Source organism: Mesorhizobium sp. M1348, assembly GCF_040317925.1.
Classification (GTDB): domain Bacteria; phylum Pseudomonadota; class Alphaproteobacteria; order Rhizobiales; family Rhizobiaceae; genus Mesorhizobium.
The window spans coordinates 246,272-262,123 of sequence record NZ_JAMYLH010000005.1; the positions used below are offsets into that span (position 1 = coordinate 246,272).

A 15,852-nucleotide genomic window follows, 5' to 3' on the forward strand; every position below is an offset into this window, starting at 1 on the left:
GGCAATTTCGGCTCAAGCATGATCGCGAACAGGCGGATGCCGGCGCTCAGTCGCGTCGCGCAAGGTCATCGCGGCTTCGGTCCTGTTGCTGACGTTGAGCTTGGCCAGGATTCGCGTCATGTGGTGCTTTATCGTTTTCTCATGCAGGTTCAGCCGAAGCCCGATCCGCTTGTTGCTCAGTCCCGCGGCCACCAGCGTCAGGATCTCCCTTTCGCGGCTGGTGAGTTCGGCAAGTCCGTCAGCTTTCGCCGGCTCATTTGATTGAGCCGACAGATCGGCCAACAGGCGCGCCGACAATTGTGGACAGACATATCGTTCGCCCGACGCTACCGTGCGCAGGATCGCAGCCAACGTCCTCGACCCGACCCCCTTCAGAACATAGCCCCTTGCCCCGCTCTGCAACGCGGTCATCACGTGCTGGTTTTCTTCCGAAACGGTCAGCATCACAATTTTCAGTGCCGGATGCCGCTCCAGGGCCGGTCCGATCACGCCAAGGCCACCTCCAGGAACCGAGATGTCCATCAGCAGAATGTCGGGCCGCTGGTCTTCGATTATCCGCAGGGCATCGTCTCTGCTGCTTCCTTCACCGACGATCTCGAACCCGCCGATCTGATCGAGCGTGCGCACAACGCCTTCCCTGAACAGCGGGTGGTCGTCGACGATGGCGAGTTTGATGGCTACTGTCATGTCTGCCCCATTTCAACGATGTTGAGGGCCATTCTTACGACTGTGCCACTCTGTGAGGAAGTCACGGTAAACTGGCCCCCGAGGCTTTCCACCCGCTCGCGCAGCCCAACGAGTCCCAGCCTCTCGGGACGCACGATTTGCGGGTCAAACCCAGCGCCGGCGTCGGACACTTCGATACAAACGCGCTCGCCGTCGAAATGTTTCTCGACCGACTGACCTTCACCTCCGGCATGGCGGAATCCATTGTTCAGCGCCTCCTGGACGAAGCGGAAGATGCAGATCTTGGCCGCTGGCGACAACGGCGTATGGCCGCCGGTCATCGATAATCTCACTTTGACGCCGGTTCGTTCTTCGTGCGCCTGTACGGCAAGCTGGAGAATCTCACCCAGTTCGGCATGCTCGATATGCGGCAGGACAAGGCCCTTGCTGATGCTCCTGATCTCGCGCATGGCATTGTCCAGATGTGCTTTGATGGCCAGCAATTCCTGTGCACGCTTCGATTGCGTCGTAGCGGGATCGCCAATGACGGGGCTGTCGATCCCCAGCGCCGCGAGAGCAACCAGTTGCGCGGGGCCATCGTGCAAGTCCGCACCGATGCGCCTGAGATAGCGTTCGTTAACTGCGGTGGCACGCTGCGAGGCACGCTGCACCCGCAGCCTCAACAGTCTGTTTTGAGCAAGCAGATCGGAAAGCTCGGCAATGCGCTGCTTCAACGAGCGGCTCTGCGAACTGATCGTGCGGCTGCCACGGAACACGATTGCCGACAGTCCGAGAAAGAAGGCCGCTGTGACGGCGGCAACGTCCAGCCAGGTTCGAATGAGTGCCTGATGCAGGTTTCTTTCAAAATCAGTGGCGACCTCGTAGAATTCCGAAACGGCTACCACTTCCCCCGACCATGGCTGCAGCACCGGATTGTAGATCTCGAGGAGATGCAAGCCGCTGGCTCTTTCGGCCTCGCTGTCCGGATCGTCGAGCTTGTCGAACTCCGAAACCATTTGGCCTGCGAATGCTGCCCGGAGATTGTCGCTGGGTTCAAAGCGCTTGCCCATCAATGTCTTGTCGGTCGAATACAGGATGGTTCCGTCGCGACGCCAGAGCTTGAACGATTCGAGCCTTGTGCCGAGTGCCCCTTGTCCCAGCGTTTCATCGAGCGCGTGGGCGACGCTCTCGTCGAGGACTTCGCTCTTGCGCATATCCGGAAGCAGCGGCGCGATAACGCTGTCCACGTAAAGAGCCGTAGCGGAAGCCGAATTCTGCGTGACCACGGCTTCTATGTGGCTCGTGACTGAAATCCCGACCACCACCATGGCCGACAGGGAGAATAGACCGCCCGCGAGCAGGAACTGCGTGGCCAGCGACAGCGCATTCCAGCGGTCGACGAGGCTTGTCAGCCTGTGTGGCCTGGTATTCCGAATGGCCCGCTCGGCAGCACGCCGCACCAGTGGCGCGATTCTGGAGAGCCGGCTAATCCGCTGTCGAACGTCGCTAAAAGACGCCATCCTAGGTGTGTAACCGATCAATCGCGATGGAACTAGGGCCTGATGAGAGGGCGAACAGCGCATCCGGCGCTTTTTTGCGCAAACCGTCTCATTGCGTCGTTCGGTAAAGCTCGGACGCGGCCTGCTTCAGTGCCGCCCGTCCATCCGGCCTCAGATACATCATGTGCCCGCCCTCCAGCACCTCGCTGCGAATGGGCTTTGCGCCGGCAAGCGAAGGAATTTGACCAAGCAGGTAGCGCGAGCCCATATACGGTGTCACCAGGTCGCTGTAGCCGTTGACGATCAGCACGCCGAGGCTGGGGTTCAGCGTGCGCGCCTGCTGAAGGTCGTCCATGACACCCGCATAGCCCTGACGCGTCGGGCTCGTTCCATAGTCCCAATTGCCGCTGACTTCGCGGTTGAGAAGCCGATAGCTGATATCCGTACGGAAGTTCAATTCATCACGCACATAGCCGACGAAAGCGGAGGTGAGCGCCGGCACGCTTCGATCGAGCACCGGATCGGGACCCTCGACTCCCAGGCTCTCTGGCGCCACGTCCGCTGTAGCGATGTTGCCGTCATAGGCGCTGAGAACATTGCCCTTTGCCCGTGCAAACTCCTTGGCGAAGAGCCCTATGGGAATGCGTGCAAAGTGCCGCTGGACGAGATCGAGCGGCAGACCGGTGATTGCGGCGACACGCTGGCTCGCCAGGCGTCCACCTTGCTCCAGCCCACCGGCCAGCGCGGCCAGATAATCGCCGAGCGCATAGCGTTCGACTTCGGCCAGCCGCTCCTGCAGAGCCGGGCCGGAAACGCCTTCGCTGTGCAGGCGCACTGCCGCCAGCGACGGCAGTTCCAGCGCCCAGTGGAGCGGCTGGAACTCGTCCGGGCGCACCAGCGTGAATTCGAGCGCCGGCGAAATCAGCACGACGCCGCTCGGGCTGATGCCGATGTCTTCCTGAAGCTTCCTGGCGAGCAATGCTGCTCGGAAGCCGCCATAGCTCTCGCCAGCCAGGAAGACAGGCGATGCCGTTCGGTTCGTCTGCGCCAGATAGAGCCGGATAAACGCGCCTATCGACGCGGCGTCCTGGCTGACGCCCCAGAAGCTGTGTGCTTCCGTGCCGGGCGCTTCACGGCTGTAACCGGTTCCGACAGGGTCCACAAAGACCAGGTCCGTCATGTCAAGCCAAGTGTCGGGGTTATCGAACAGCCTCTGTGGCGGCGGCAGGAAACTTCCATCGGCCGCAGTCGCCAGGACCCGCGGACCGAGCGCGCCGAGATGAAGATATGCGGAAGCTGCTCCCGGACCGCCATTGAACACGAAGGTGATCGGGCGCCGCGGATCCGGTCCCATGTCTTTCCCGGGGTGCAGAGCATAGGCGACATAGAAAATCTCGGCGGTGATATCGCCTTTGCCGGACGGCAATGACAGCGTGCCGGCCTTGGCCTCGTAATCGAGCGTGCGTCCGGCAATGGAGATCGAATGATCGGAAGTCTGCGGCGGTGGCAGGAGCGAGAGAACCCCGCCCGTGGGCGGCGGCCGCTGGGCCGTCTCCGCATGACCGACCCCGGCGCCGGCAGCCAACAGCAGAAGAGCGAGGGCGATTTCTTGCAGCTTGATAGGCATGACGTCTCCGGAACAATTGGCTGGAAACTAGCACACCGTCGGCCGAACCAAAGTCACAGCACCGTGCGTCAGTACATCTGACAAGAAGGGGTCGGGTTTGGAAATCCGATGCCCAGGCGGAAGATAGGGCGCGAGGGTCACGGCGGCAGCCTCAACCTCTTGCAGCGGATGCGTGCGGCGGAATGGCGGACCAAACGACTTCGTGAATTTTGTGCCGGTTGACTCGATTGGCCCACTTCCTAAGTTGGCATTCGGGGCTCCCGTCCAATCCGAAGTTGGTATGACATCTTTCCACACCCGAAAGCTTGCCCTTCTCCTTCTATCGGCAAGCGCCTTCATCCTGTCTTCCTGCGTCATGCCAGACGACACGTCGAGCACTGCGAAGGAGGACGCCACGGCGGCGGCAGCCCGCAAGGAGATGGTCGGCCTTAGCGAGGCGGACGTTCGAATGTGCGCCGGCTTTCCGACCGCCACTGCCGCTGTCGGCAAATCCGGCCAGATCTGGACCTATCAGCGCGTCGTTCAACGTGGCAATCTCAACATTGTGGTTCCGACGGTGGCCATTGGCCCCGTTCCGGCGCTCGGAGGTTCCGTCAACGTCGCCCCCGGCGGCTATTGCAACACACAAATTCGAATGGTTGACGGTCATGTTGCCGAGGTTGCCTACGCCGGCGACAACAACCTGCCGAACAACCGCGATGCGCTCTGTGTCAGCACGGTGGACGCCTGTGTCGCCTATGCCCGTCAGTATCATCCAAGCAGGGCAATAGGCCGTACAAGATAGCGGGATGAGTGGCATTGCCGCTGATCTGAACGCCTGAAGTTTTCTGGTTTGCCGACTAATGATTATCCTAGATCTCGATTGAGCATCACCGATTTGACCTGATATTCCCCGCTCTCAACCGCCGACCCCATCGCGAATAGCGGAGAAATAGCGGTCGGTTCCGACCTGCCCGCCCTTGAGGGCAATTTCCAGCCCGTCGATCGCCTTGATGCGCGAGTGCGCCACACAAAGCGGCGAACCCGGCGATGCCGGCAGCGGCATTCGCACCGTCAGCGCGTCGACGCCCATCTGGCCCAGTGCATGGCTCGACGTGTCGCCGCCGGCGATGACCACGCGCAGTAGCTTCTCTTGAAGCGTCAGTTCGCGGAGAAGCTCGCCAAGGCCGCGGCCGAGCTTATGGCGGGCGCCTTCCCGGAGGTCGATTTCAGCACCGCGGTCGGCCGCAGGTCCGAGCGCGGTGTAGAGGATGACGCTCCGCCCGGCCCGTAGGCTGGAGCGGCCGGTTGCAACCGCGCGCGCAATAGCGTCGTTCGAAGCCTCGGAAACCAGTTCGACCGGGTCGAGCTCGATCCCGTCGAAGCCTTCGGCCAGAGCATGCCGGATCTGTCGTTCCGTCGTCGGCGAGCAGCTCCCCGAGACCACGGCGATCCTGCCGGCAGCGCCCGGCGGCGAAAAGGCGGGTTTGGCATCCACGATCCGGTTCGATGCCCATTCGGCCAGCAAGGCATATTCGATGCCCGAAGAGCCGACGACGAAATAACCGCCCGGCTTGCGAGCGCGCCAAATCTCCTTGCCGGCAAGCGCCTGGGTTTCCGGGCTATCGACATCGACAAGCACGATACCTGTGCCATTCTCCACAAGCCGGTCGAATGCTTCCGACCGCGACGCAGACTGCAGCGTCGCCAGGTCGACCAGCCCAGACCTGAGGTCGGTCTGGCGCGACAGATGGATCAGCAGGTCGGATTCGTCCATCGGCGTGGTCGGATGGCGGCTCATCACGGGATGGCGGTCGATGCGGAAATATTTTTCGCGATAGGCAGCGAAGAGATGACCGAAGGCGGTGTAGCGCTTCAGCTGCGGCGCGCCGACCACCAGCGGCACGCTGCCTTGCCGGAAAACCGAGCGGCCGATCTCGATCGCCCGGCCGATGCTGCCGATCGCCGGGCTGGAATCGAAGGTCGAGCAGACCTTGTAGTGGCAGATCTCGGCGTTGACGGTCTTCAGCCAGGCGAAGGCATCTCGCAGATGCGTGTCCATCCACAGCGGTGTCTCACTGCGGCTGGTGCCGGCCAGCCCGAGGGCGCGGCAATGCGCGAATTGCGAAAGCAGCGCCTCGTCCGGCCGGCGCATGAACAGCACGGTCGGCACGCCGCCGAGCTCGAGCGCCTCCATGACGTCGGTGGAGCCGGTCAGGTCGTCGCCATAGTAACTCAGAAGCAGGTTTTGCATGGCGTCAGGCCGCCTCGCCGCCGCCGAACTTCTCGATCGACCGCGCCAGCTCGACATGGCCCAAGGCATAATCCGCCAACGGAATGTCTTGGACCGCTGCTTGCCAGGCTTGCTGCACGGCGCGGACGCCGGCGCCCGGCCCGTCCGGGTGGCTGACGATGCCACCGCCGCAGAGATAGAGAAGATCGACCGTCCGGCCGGTTCGCTGGAAGGTTTCAGGCGCCTGCCCGCCCCACTGGCCGGAGCCGGCGACCGGCAATGCGCAATCGGCCGGCGAAAAGATCGGCGTGGTCACCGCCTTGAAGGATTCGACAAAGGACCAGTCGGGTTCCCAGTATTTCGAGGCGATGCCGTTGATCTGGAACTGGTCGACGCCGAGCAGCCGCCAGAACTGCTGCCAGACCTTGAAATCCATACCGAGGCCGGGATGACGGGTGAGAATGTCCCAGCCATTGCGGTGGGCATGGAGCACCAGGCTGGAGCGTTTTCGAAGGTAAGCCATACCGCCGAAACCGATCGAATTGATGTTGACCACCGCGCAATTGCCGCCGGCCTTTGCCACCAGGTCGTGGTTTCGCATCATCTCGTCGGGATCGGCATGTGAGATGCCGAAGGCATACATGACCTTCTTGCCGGTCTTCTGCTCGTGGTCGACGATCAGCGGCATGATTGCCCTCACCCGCTCCGACAGCGGTGAATAGGCCGGGCTCATCAGCTTCTCGTCATCCTTGATGAAATCGACGCCGGCGGCAATCAATTCTTGCACCATCGCGGCCGTCTCGTGCGGGCGGAGCCCCAGCGCCGGCTTGACGATGGTCCCGATGATCGGACGACCCGCGACGCCGGTCAGCGTGCGGCTGCCTGCGACGCCGAATTGCGGACCCGGATGCGTGCCCCGGTACTCCTCGGGTAGCTTCATGTCGACCACACGAATGCCGGACAGGCCCTTGATCGAAAACGTGCCGCCGATGGCGATAGTCATCAGCGCCGACAGGTCGGTGCCGATGGCGTCCAGCGGAAACGCGATGTCGACGTCGGCGCGCTTGACCGGGCCGTTGCTGGCTTCGGGGCAGGTTTCGGGAAGAGACGGCCGATCCGCATCCGGCAGATGCCGTATCGCCAGGACCCGCGCCGCGACCCTGGCCTTGAGTTCTTCGGTCTCGCCGGCCAGCGCGACGAAGGTTCCGGTCGACTGGTCGCTTGCGATCTTGGCCGCCAGCGCCTCGATATTGCCGGGCGTTTCGATGCGATAGGTGAGAACAATCATATTTGCGCGGCCTGTCAGGGTGGTTCGAAAAAGGTTCCTTGGCCCTCGAAATCTGGTATAATGAGTACATAAGCATTGCAAGCCCTATCCGGCTTGGCAGGTAAGGGCGAGCCGGCAACAGGCGTTCCGGGATTCACGGCGGAAATGCTAGGTATAGGCCGGTCAAAGGAGTGATTCGCGACGATGAACCGTTCGGAGCCGATCGTCCGGCGCAAGCTTTCCGACGAAGTATTCTTGAGACTGAAGCGCCTGATCACCAGCGGCGAATTGCTGCCGGGTGACGACATGCCATCGGAGCGCGAATTGATGGAGCGCTTCGAGGTCGGCAGGCCGGCGATCCGCGAGGCGATGCAGGCGTTGAGCAATATGGGACTGGTCGCGATCTCGCATGGCGAGCGGGCCAAGGTGCTGCAGCTGACCGCCAAGTCGATCATCAAGCAGGTCGACGGCGCAGCCAAGATCATCCTGTCGTCATCGAAGGACACGCTCGAGCACCTCAAGAACGCGCGCATCTTCTTCGAGCGCGGCATGGTCAAGGAAGCTGCAGAAAAGGCCACAGCCGAGGACGTGCAGCGGCTGCGGGCAACGGTCGCCGAGCAGCGCAGCCATCGTGGCGACTCGGAAGCCTTCATATCCGCCGACATGAAATTCCACACCCAGATCGCGGCAATATCCGGCAACCCGATCTATGTCGCCGTCAGCGAGGCAATGCTTGGCTGGCTAAAGGAATACCACACCGAAATGCTGATCTGGACCGGCAAGGAAAAGTTCACGCTGACCGAGCACGAAGAGATCATCGGACGCATCGAAGCCAAGGATGTGGATGGCGCCGAGAAGGCGATGATCAAGCACCTCGAACGCTCGCGTGCGCTCTACGTGATGAACTCCGGAAACTGAAAATCTAGAGCAAGGTCCCGACCGGCGTAGCGGCCGGCACCGTGCTCTCGGCCTACTGACTGACCACAGATCAGCCTGAGCCCGGACCGACGCAGTTTTCTGTTGCCGTCTGAATCCGATGTATTTGCCGCGTGTTTTCATTCAGCGATTTCAGCATTTGTAGTTCCCAGCCATGGATTTCCGCGGGCGGCGTCGTCGGCAGCCCGCATGCGGCCATCCTGGAGGCGCCGCGGTTGCTCTTGAATTGGCAATTTTGACAAAGACTATGCTAGACTTGCCAGTCGACGAGAACGACACTGGAGTACCGCAATGGCTGTCAGGAGCCTCCACGTTGTGATCTGGCTGCCGTCGAATTTCTATTCGGCCGTTGTCTCGACGCTCGTGGAAATGTTTCAGCTTGTGAATGACGTCTGCCGTTCACAGGTTCTTTCATGTGAGTTCGTTTCAAGGGGCGCGCCGTCGACATCAAGCACCGGAATTTCCTTCCCGACAAAGGCTCAACCATCCCGGAAAATGGATGTCCTGATTCTCATTGCGATGCCGGGTGTCGAGATTCCCGAGCTTCTGCGCTCGCTCGACGAGGAGAGTGAACATTCAAAACCGCTGATCGCGCTCGCACAACAGCAGGGCGCAATCATCGCAGCACATTGCGGTGCATGTTATCTGCTCGCCAATTCAGGATTATTGGACGGCAAACGCGCAACGATATCCTGGTGGCTGAAAGCCGAGGCAAGCCGCCGGTTTCCGCAAGTGCGATGGGACGCTTCCCGCTTGCTCATTCGCCAGGACCGCCTTTACACATGCGGAGGCGGGTTTTCCGGGCTCGAACTCGCCAGGGCTTTGCTGATCGATCTGGGCTTCTCGAAGGAGGAGCGAATCATTCGAAAACTTCTGGTTCTTCCTCCGCCGCGCAAATTCCAGAGTCCCTACGAATTTCCTCTCGACGAAATTTCGAACGAGGCCAGCCCATTCGAGAACAAGCTGCGCGAGCTCTCGAAAGACAAGATGTCGGAAATCGATCTGAAATTTCTCGCAACCGAATTGGGCATGTCTTCGCGAACCCTGTCTCGCAGATTTTTCGACGAACTCCAGACAACGCCGGGAAAATGGATCCAGGAACGGCGGCTGGAGTTGGCAAAATCCATGCTTGAGGAAACGAAACTGAGCGTGTCAGAAATTTGCTATCGGGTGGGATATCAAGACGTCGCCTCGTTCAGCCGTCTTTTTTCCAAGACAACTGGAATGGCGCCAGGCGAGTTTCGAAAGCAAATCCGGTGACAAGTCGGCAACGGAAGTGCTGCGGCTGCGGGCAACCGCTGCGGAAGGCGGCTACCCATGAACCTCGGCAAATGACTTCAGCCGACCCGCACGATTGCGTAGGGCGTCATCACAAGACGGTCTCGGCCCGACGCGTCTTGCTGAATCTGGCGTGACATTCGTCCATCCCAAATCTTGAGAGGGCCCTGATCGGAGCCGAGCCCGGAAACGTCGACCGGAACGTCGTCCGGGGTAAGATTCGCCAGCCAGACGATGATCTTGCCTGTCTGGGAGCGGCCGGCCAGCGCCAGCACCCGCGTCTCATCAGTCGTTGTCGCCGCCACATGCGCATGGCCGGCCAGCTCGCAAAGTCCTTTCACCGCGTGGAAAATCGGCCGGGGTGTACCTTCTTCGACAGGTTCGCCCGACGAGGCCAGTACGCCGAATGGTCCGGTGAAGCTGCAGAGCGTGAGCATTTCGAGCCCGGCCGGCGCAACATGTGCGGCATAGCCGATCGTCCATGCGGCCCCGAACAGCCCGGCATGGCGCGGGTCGCGGTCGGCCATGGCGATGCGCTGATTGTCGGGATTGGCCTTGGTCGCGCCGCCGTAAGGGTTCTGGCGCATGGCAATGGTCGACGGCCCGATCCGGTAAGGTTTTGTTCCAAAGATCGCCCGTACAGACGCCGTTATGAAAGGCAGTGCCTCCAGCGATTGCATGACGCTGAGATCGTCGGCGGCATGCACGATCGGGGAGGTGCAATGCGTGACGAAATCGAGCGGATCGGCCGGCACACGCTTGCGGTTGAGTTCGGTGAAATAGCTGAACATGCCGCCGCCGAGGCGGGTGTCGGGAAAGGCGCGCCGCGCCGCGGCATAGACGTCTTCGAGCGGCGGGCATTGCGGCCACGCGCTGCCCGGTGGCGTCGACTGCCGGTCGACCGAGGGCGAGACGGCAATGGCCGAAAGCTTGAGCCCGGCCTGGCGCACCCTGTCGGCGACGCCTGAAAGCTCGGCGTCGAGATCGCCGTCGCCGGCAATGACACATTCGAGCGTTGTCCGGACCGGATAGGCGGCGGCGAGCCTGGCATAGGACCGCAAGGCGGCGAGCCCGTGGCCGCGCGTCGGGTCATAGTGGAACATCAATTGCTGCGGGCCAAGCCCGGACAGCACCGACAGCTTGCCCAGCGCCGCCTCGACCTCATCCGGGTAGATGATAACGCCGATATCCGGCAGCACCGGTCCGGCTTGGCCGAGCCTGACACGAATCGGTTCGGCACTTGCCGCGGCGGCCGGCACTTTCCCGCGACCCGCCACCCGCAAGCTGATGGTTTGGCGGAAGGTCTCGCCGGCCGGCAGCACGTATGGCCATGGCAGCGCGAGCGGCCGGACATAGGTCTTGTAGGAGGCATCCGACCAGTTGCGCTGGTCCTCCATCTCGAAGGTATCGCCTTCCATCCGGCATTCGGCGGTGACGCCCGGCCGGACCTGGTGGGTGATCGCCCGCAGATCCTTGAACGGCTGCCAGGGATCGATCAGCTCTGGAAGCCTGGTCGCGACCACGCTGCCATCGGTATGCTCGACCGTGACCGGGCTGCCGGCCAGGCCGGCGATCGGATGCAGGATGCAGAAACCACAGCGATTGGTTTCGAAATCGCTGTCGGGAAGAGCGCTCACGTCGAAGACCAATTGGCCATCGGCGGAGCCCTTGATGGTCGCGCGGAAGTCGAGCCGGCTGCCGTCCGGTGCCCGGCAATTTGCCGAATAGCTGACGGAAAAAGCCTCGGCATCCTGCTCGATAACAAGGTTGGTGAGCCCCGGCTCGTAGGTGCCCCAGTCGCGATCCCTGACGATGTAGGCGATGGCGCGCAAAACTTCGGTGTCGCCGTGCCGGATGGTGCGCAGATTGCCGTTGACGAAGTCCGCCGTCAGCGCGCCGGCGCGCAGCCTGACCGGTTCGGCTTCAACGGCACGTGTACCGTAGAGGAGGAAGGCGTCGGCTGTCATTTCAGCAAGGCGTCGAGTTGCACCGGTTCGCGGCTTGCGGCGCCGGCGTACGCTGCCTCGACCAGCGCTAATGTCTTCAGGTTGTCCGCGCCCGAGGTCGCGGGCTCGGTTCCATTGGTCAGGCAATCGACCCAATGCTTTTGAATGGCGACGACGCTTTCCTGGATGTTGTGCCACGGCCGCGATGCCCAAGGCAGCAGCGGCGGCGAGACGTCGCTGACGGCCGTCCCGCTCCTGCCGGTGACGGTGAGGCGGTAGCCCTGCGCCAGCCGGATCGTGCCGTCCTTGCCGTCGAGCTCGATCAGCGTCTCGGGAAACGGCTCTGTCGCGAGCTTGCTTGCATAGCTGCAATCGACCACGGAAGTGGCGCCGCTCGTATGGTCCATCAGCATCGTCGCAACGTCCTCGCCGGCAATGGCAGGGTTGACGCGCGCCGTTCGGGCGGTGACCGTCGAGACGTCGCCCAGCAGAAAGCGGGCGATGTCGAGGATATGGATGCCGAGATCCTCGATAATGAAGCGCTTGCCGGTCGCAAGATAGGGCTGGCCGGAAAACACGTCATAGGCAGAGCGGAACGAGATCCGTCCGAAGAAGGGCGTGCCGACCTCACCGCTGTCGAGTACGGCGCGCACCGCCTGGATCGGCGACTGCCAGCGAAAATTTTCATGCACCATCAACGGCACGCCGGCGTCGGCACAGGCCTTCACCATCGCCTTGGCATCGGCAAGCGTCGGCGCAAACGGTTTTTGGCAAATTGCCGGAACGCCGTGCTGCGCCGCCATCTCGACGAGCGTTCTGTGGCTTGGTGCGGTGGTGGCGATGTCGACGAAATCCAGCCTTTCGCCGGCAAACAAAGCGGCCGCATCGGTATAGCGCCGCGCAATCCCGAACTGGTCGCCGACGACCCGCAGCCGGTCCGGATCGCGGTCGCAGATAGCCACGATCGAGGCGCCCTCCACGTCGCGCCAGGCATGCATCTGGTTGACGGCAAAGAAGCCGCAGCCGATCAGCGCTCCACGCAGCTCCGCCATGTCAGCCGGCCTTTGCCATCTGCATCAGCGTGACACGGCTCTGCAGCCGGCGCTGTGCCTGGTCGACGACGACGGCGACGATGATGACGAGGCCCTTGATCACCATCTGCCAGAACGAGCTCACCCCCATCATCACCAGCCCGTCCGAAAGGATGCCGATGACGAAGGCGCCGACAATGGTGCCGCCGATGGTACCGCGTCCGCCCGACATCGAGGTGCCGCCGAGCACTGCCGCGGCAATGGCGTTGAGTTCGAAGCTCTCTCCGGTCGCCGGATGCGAGGCCATTAGTTCGGACGAGATGATCAGCCCGACGATCGCCGCGCAGAAGCCGGAGAACATGTAGACGAACATCTTCACCATGTTGACGCGGACGCCTGAAATCCGCGCCGCCCGCTCATTGCCGCCAACGGCAAAGATGTGGCGGCCGAGCGGGGTGTATTTGGCGAGATAGGCCGCCCCTAGCGCAACAACGAGCAAAATCCACAGCGCGACCGGCAGGCCAAGCAGCCGGCCGGCGCCAAGAAAGCCGAACCCGGTGGTGCCGAGCTCCGGCTTGCCGACGAGATTGGGGAAGGTGCGCCCGTCGGACGACAGCAGCGCCAGGCCGCGCGCGACATAGAGCACGCCGAGCGTGGCGATGAACGGCGCAACGTTAAGCCTGGTGATCAGCAAGCCGTTGACGGCGCCGATCAATATGCCGACGGCAAGCGTGATCAGCGCGATCTCGAAGACGTTGAAATAGATGGTATAGCCGACCTGCAGGTCGACGCCGTTGAGCACGAGATAGCCGGCCACCATGCCGCACAGGCCGACGATCGAGCCGACCGACAGGTCGATGCCGCCGGTGATGATGACGAAGGTCATGCCCATTGCGAGGAATGCGTTCAGCGCCACGTGCTTCGACATCAGGATAAGATTGGCGGCCGAGAGGAAATTGGGGGCAGCTATCGAGAAGAACAACAGCACGGCGATCAGCGCGATGAACGTCCTCGCCTTCATCAGCGTCAGCAGGACCGAGCCGCTCGAAATGGAGTTGACCGCCGCCTTGGCTGGAATGTCAGTCATGCGCCTTGCTCTCCGTGCGGGACCGGTCCGTGGCCGAAGGCCGAGGCAGCGACAAGTGCGGCCTCCGTCGCCTCTGCGCGATCGAACATACCGGTCAATTTTCCATTGCTCATCACTGCGATGCGGTCGGACAACGCCATCACCTCATCGAGATCCGAGGTGGCAAACAGGATCCCCAGGCCGTCGCGCGACAGCTTGCGCATGGTGCGGAACACGTCGGCCTTGGCGCCGACGTCGATGCCGCGGCTGGGCTCGTCCATCAGCAGCACCTTCGGTCCAGTGAGCAGCGCTTTGCCGATCACCACCTTCTGCTGGTTGCCGCCCGACAGCGACGAGACTTCCTGCGCCGGATCGGCGACCTTGATGGCCAGTTCGCGCACCGTCTGGGTCACCGCCTGTCGTTCGGCGGCACCACGAATGTGGAACAGGCGCACGAACCGCGACAGGCTGGCCAGCGTCAGATTGCTGGCGACGGAGAGGATCGACACCAGCCCTTCGCGCTGGCGGTCTTCGGGGATCAGCGCCAGCCCGCGCCGGATGCGCCGCGTCGTGTCCCGCTCGTGCACCTTTTTGCCGGCAATGAATATCGTGCCGGTCGAATGGCCGTGGCGGCCCATGATGCAGTCGAACAGCTCGCTGCGTCCGGCGCCCATCAAACCGTAGATGCCGAGGATTTCGCCGGCGCGCAGCGACAGCGAGACGTGATCGACCGCAAGCCCGCCGGTGACGCGCGGCAGGCAGATGTCCTCGGCGCGGAATATCTCTTCGCCCGGCACATGGCCGTCGGCCTTGGCGAAGTCCTTGGCGTCCGAGCCGATCATCTGCCGCACGATCCACTGGGTGTCGACGTCTTTCATCTCCGCCTGGCCGGTGATGCGCCCATCGCGCAGCACGGTGATGGTGTCGCCGATGCGGATCAGTTCCTCGAGCCGGTGCGAGATGTAGACGATCGCCACGCCGCGCGCCTTGAGATCGGCAATCACCTTGAACAGTATCTCGACTTCTGCCGCGCTCAGCGCCGAGGTCGGTTCATCCATGATGAGAATGCGCGCATCGAGCGAAACCGCCTTGGCGATCTCGACCAGCTGCTGCTGGCCGATGCGCAGATCCTCGACCAGCATGTCCGGCCGGATGCCGGCCTCCAGGCGTTCAAGGAATTCCGCCGCGCGGCGCTCCTGCTCTTTGCGGTCGATCTTGCGGAAACGATTGGTGATCTCGCGGGTGGCGAAAATATTTTCGGCGACCGTCAGATTGCCGAACAGGTTCAGCTCCTGGAACACCATGCCGATGCCGCGATTCACCGCATCCCCGGATGACGAGAAGGAAACCTCCTCGCCGTCCAGCAGGATGCGCCCGAGCGTCGGTTGCTCGACACCGGCGATGATCTTCATCAGCGTCGATTTGCCGGCTCCGTTTTCGCCGACAAGCACGTTGACCGCGCCCTTGCGCACCTCGAAATTCGCCCGCTTGACTGCGACGGTGCCGGAATAGACTTTCGAGACATCCTCCAGCTTCAGGATGACATCTTGATCGCCGCTCATGGCTTCGGCCCGATCTCTGCCTCCGCCGGCGTCACCAGCGGCAGGTCCTGGCCACTGCCCGGCGTATAGGCGCCAAGGACCTTGACGCTGCGGCCCTCGAGTGCCTCGCGCGGCAGCTTGGAAAGCACGGTCTTGTCGGCATAGGCGTTGAAAGCCTTGCCGAACTGGGCGAAGTCGATCTGGTTGGTGAAATCATTGAACTGGATGAAGTCGAGGCTGTCGCGCAGCGCGGTTCCGCGCATGGCGGGGCCGATCTGCACCCGCGCGTCCGCCTTGCCGTCGCCATCGGCATCGACGTCCATCGTCGCCGCCCGTGACTGTGTGTTGGCTGCAACGATCTTGCCCTCGAGCCGAACGGCGAAGGTCCATGGCGAATTCGCCTGCTTCTTCGGATTGCCGTATTTGGCGCCGGCAGCGGCGGGGTCGGTCTTGGCCAAGGCATGAACCTCGGCAAACGGCCCGGCCTTCTGCTGTAGATAGGGTATCACTTTCGTCGCCCAGATGTCCTCGACCATCTTGTCGGGATTGAACGCGGAGCCAGTGCCGCCGTTTTCCGCTGACGGCGTCGGCAGGATCTTGCAGGCGGTCAGGCTGCCTATTGCTGCGAGGAACAACGCGACAAGGATCGGCCGGATCAGCGTGTTGAACATGTCGGCTCGTTCGGCATGGCGGTCAGGAGCACCCAGAGAAATGGAAGCAAGGGCGAAATGGAAGCAAGGGACGAACCGGAGGCTCGTCCCTTGCTGCTTGATGTTACGCCGG

Annotated in this window: 13 protein-coding genes; 3 read left to right on the forward strand and 10 right to left on the reverse strand. The window is 62.4% G+C overall.

Going from position 1 to position 15,852, the window contains the following annotated elements; genetic code table 11:
- Positions 1–12: 12 nt before the first annotated feature.
- The 3 genes from NKH13_RS12025 to NKH13_RS12035 form a co-directional block, all read right to left on the reverse strand.
- Entirely contained in the window at positions 13–687 is a 675-nt protein-coding gene (locus NKH13_RS12025) for a LuxR C-terminal-related transcriptional regulator (RefSeq protein WP_352713353.1), read from the reverse strand.
- Complete coding sequence (locus NKH13_RS12030) at positions 684–1,994, reverse strand: sensor histidine kinase (protein WP_352912632.1); 1,311 nt, start codon at positions 1,992–1,994, stop codon at positions 684–686. Before NKH13_RS12030 ends, NKH13_RS12025 begins: the two co-directional genes overlap by 4 nt.
- 280 nt (positions 1,995–2,274) lie before the next feature.
- Entirely contained in the window at positions 2,275–3,792 is a 1,518-nt protein-coding gene (locus NKH13_RS12035; RefSeq protein ID WP_352912603.1) for a S10 family peptidase, read from the reverse strand.
- Positions 3,793–4,072: 280 nt separating this feature from the next.
- Here NKH13_RS12035 and NKH13_RS12040 point away from each other — a divergent pair, with 280 nt between their 5' ends.
- A complete protein-coding gene (locus NKH13_RS12040; RefSeq protein WP_352713361.1) occupies positions 4,073–4,576 on the forward strand; it encodes a hypothetical protein in 504 nt (167 codons plus the stop codon).
- 114 nt (positions 4,577–4,690) lie between these two features.
- On the opposite strand, the gene NKH13_RS12045 is transcribed toward NKH13_RS12040, so the two are convergent.
- The gene (locus NKH13_RS12045) at positions 4,691–6,025 is read right to left on the reverse strand and encodes a four-carbon acid sugar kinase family protein (RefSeq protein ID WP_352912604.1); all 1,335 of its coding nucleotides are present in this window, start codon (positions 6,023–6,025) and stop codon (positions 4,691–4,693) included.
- 4 nt (positions 6,026–6,029) lie between these two features.
- A complete protein-coding gene (oiaX, locus tag NKH13_RS12050) occupies positions 6,030–7,292 on the reverse strand; it encodes a 3-oxo-isoapionate-4-phosphate decarboxylase OiaX (protein WP_352713366.1) in 1,263 nt (420 codons plus the stop codon).
- A gap of 183 nt (positions 7,293–7,475) precedes the next feature.
- Here oiaX and NKH13_RS12055 point away from each other — a divergent pair, with 183 nt between their 5' ends.
- Both NKH13_RS12055 and NKH13_RS12060 read left to right on the forward strand, forming a co-directional pair.
- The gene (locus NKH13_RS12055; protein WP_352713369.1) at positions 7,476–8,189 is read left to right on the forward strand and encodes a transcriptional regulator NanR; all 714 of its coding nucleotides are present in this window, start codon (positions 7,476–7,478) and stop codon (positions 8,187–8,189) included.
- Positions 8,190–8,498: 309 nt separating this feature from the next.
- Positions 8,499–9,467, forward strand: coding sequence for a GlxA family transcriptional regulator (locus tag NKH13_RS12060; protein WP_352713371.1), 969 nt, complete (start codon positions 8,499–8,501; stop codon positions 9,465–9,467).
- A 77-nt stretch (positions 9,468–9,544) separates the two neighbouring features.
- Here the strand turns inward: NKH13_RS12060 and apnL are convergent, their stop codons facing one another.
- Genes apnL through NKH13_RS12085 form a run of 5 tightly spaced genes read right to left on the reverse strand, consistent with a single transcriptional unit; the run spans position 9,545 to position 15,740 of the window.
- A complete protein-coding gene (apnL, locus tag NKH13_RS12065) occupies positions 9,545–11,452 on the reverse strand; it encodes a D-apionate lactonase (RefSeq protein WP_352713374.1) in 1,908 nt (635 codons plus the stop codon).
- A complete protein-coding gene (locus NKH13_RS12070) occupies positions 11,449–12,483 on the reverse strand; it encodes a Gfo/Idh/MocA family protein (RefSeq protein ID WP_352713376.1) in 1,035 nt (344 codons plus the stop codon). Before NKH13_RS12070 ends, apnL begins: the two co-directional genes overlap by 4 nt.
- A 1-nt stretch (position 12,484) precedes the next feature.
- Complete coding sequence (locus NKH13_RS12075) at positions 12,485–13,549, reverse strand: ABC transporter permease (RefSeq protein WP_352713379.1); 1,065 nt, start codon at positions 13,547–13,549, stop codon at positions 12,485–12,487.
- Positions 13,546–15,090 carry a sugar ABC transporter ATP-binding protein gene (locus tag NKH13_RS12080; RefSeq protein WP_292663146.1) on the reverse strand — a complete coding sequence of 515 codons (1,545 nt, stop codon included), beginning with the start codon at positions 15,088–15,090 and terminating at the stop codon, positions 13,546–13,548. The genes NKH13_RS12075 and NKH13_RS12080 overlap by 4 nt, the downstream gene beginning before the upstream one ends.
- Positions 15,087–15,740 (reverse strand): DUF2291 family protein, encoded by a 654-nt coding sequence (locus NKH13_RS12085; protein ID WP_352713382.1) that lies wholly within the window; start codon positions 15,738–15,740, stop codon positions 15,087–15,089. The genes NKH13_RS12080 and NKH13_RS12085 overlap by 4 nt, the downstream gene beginning before the upstream one ends.
- Between the last annotated feature and the right edge of the window lie 112 nt (positions 15,741–15,852).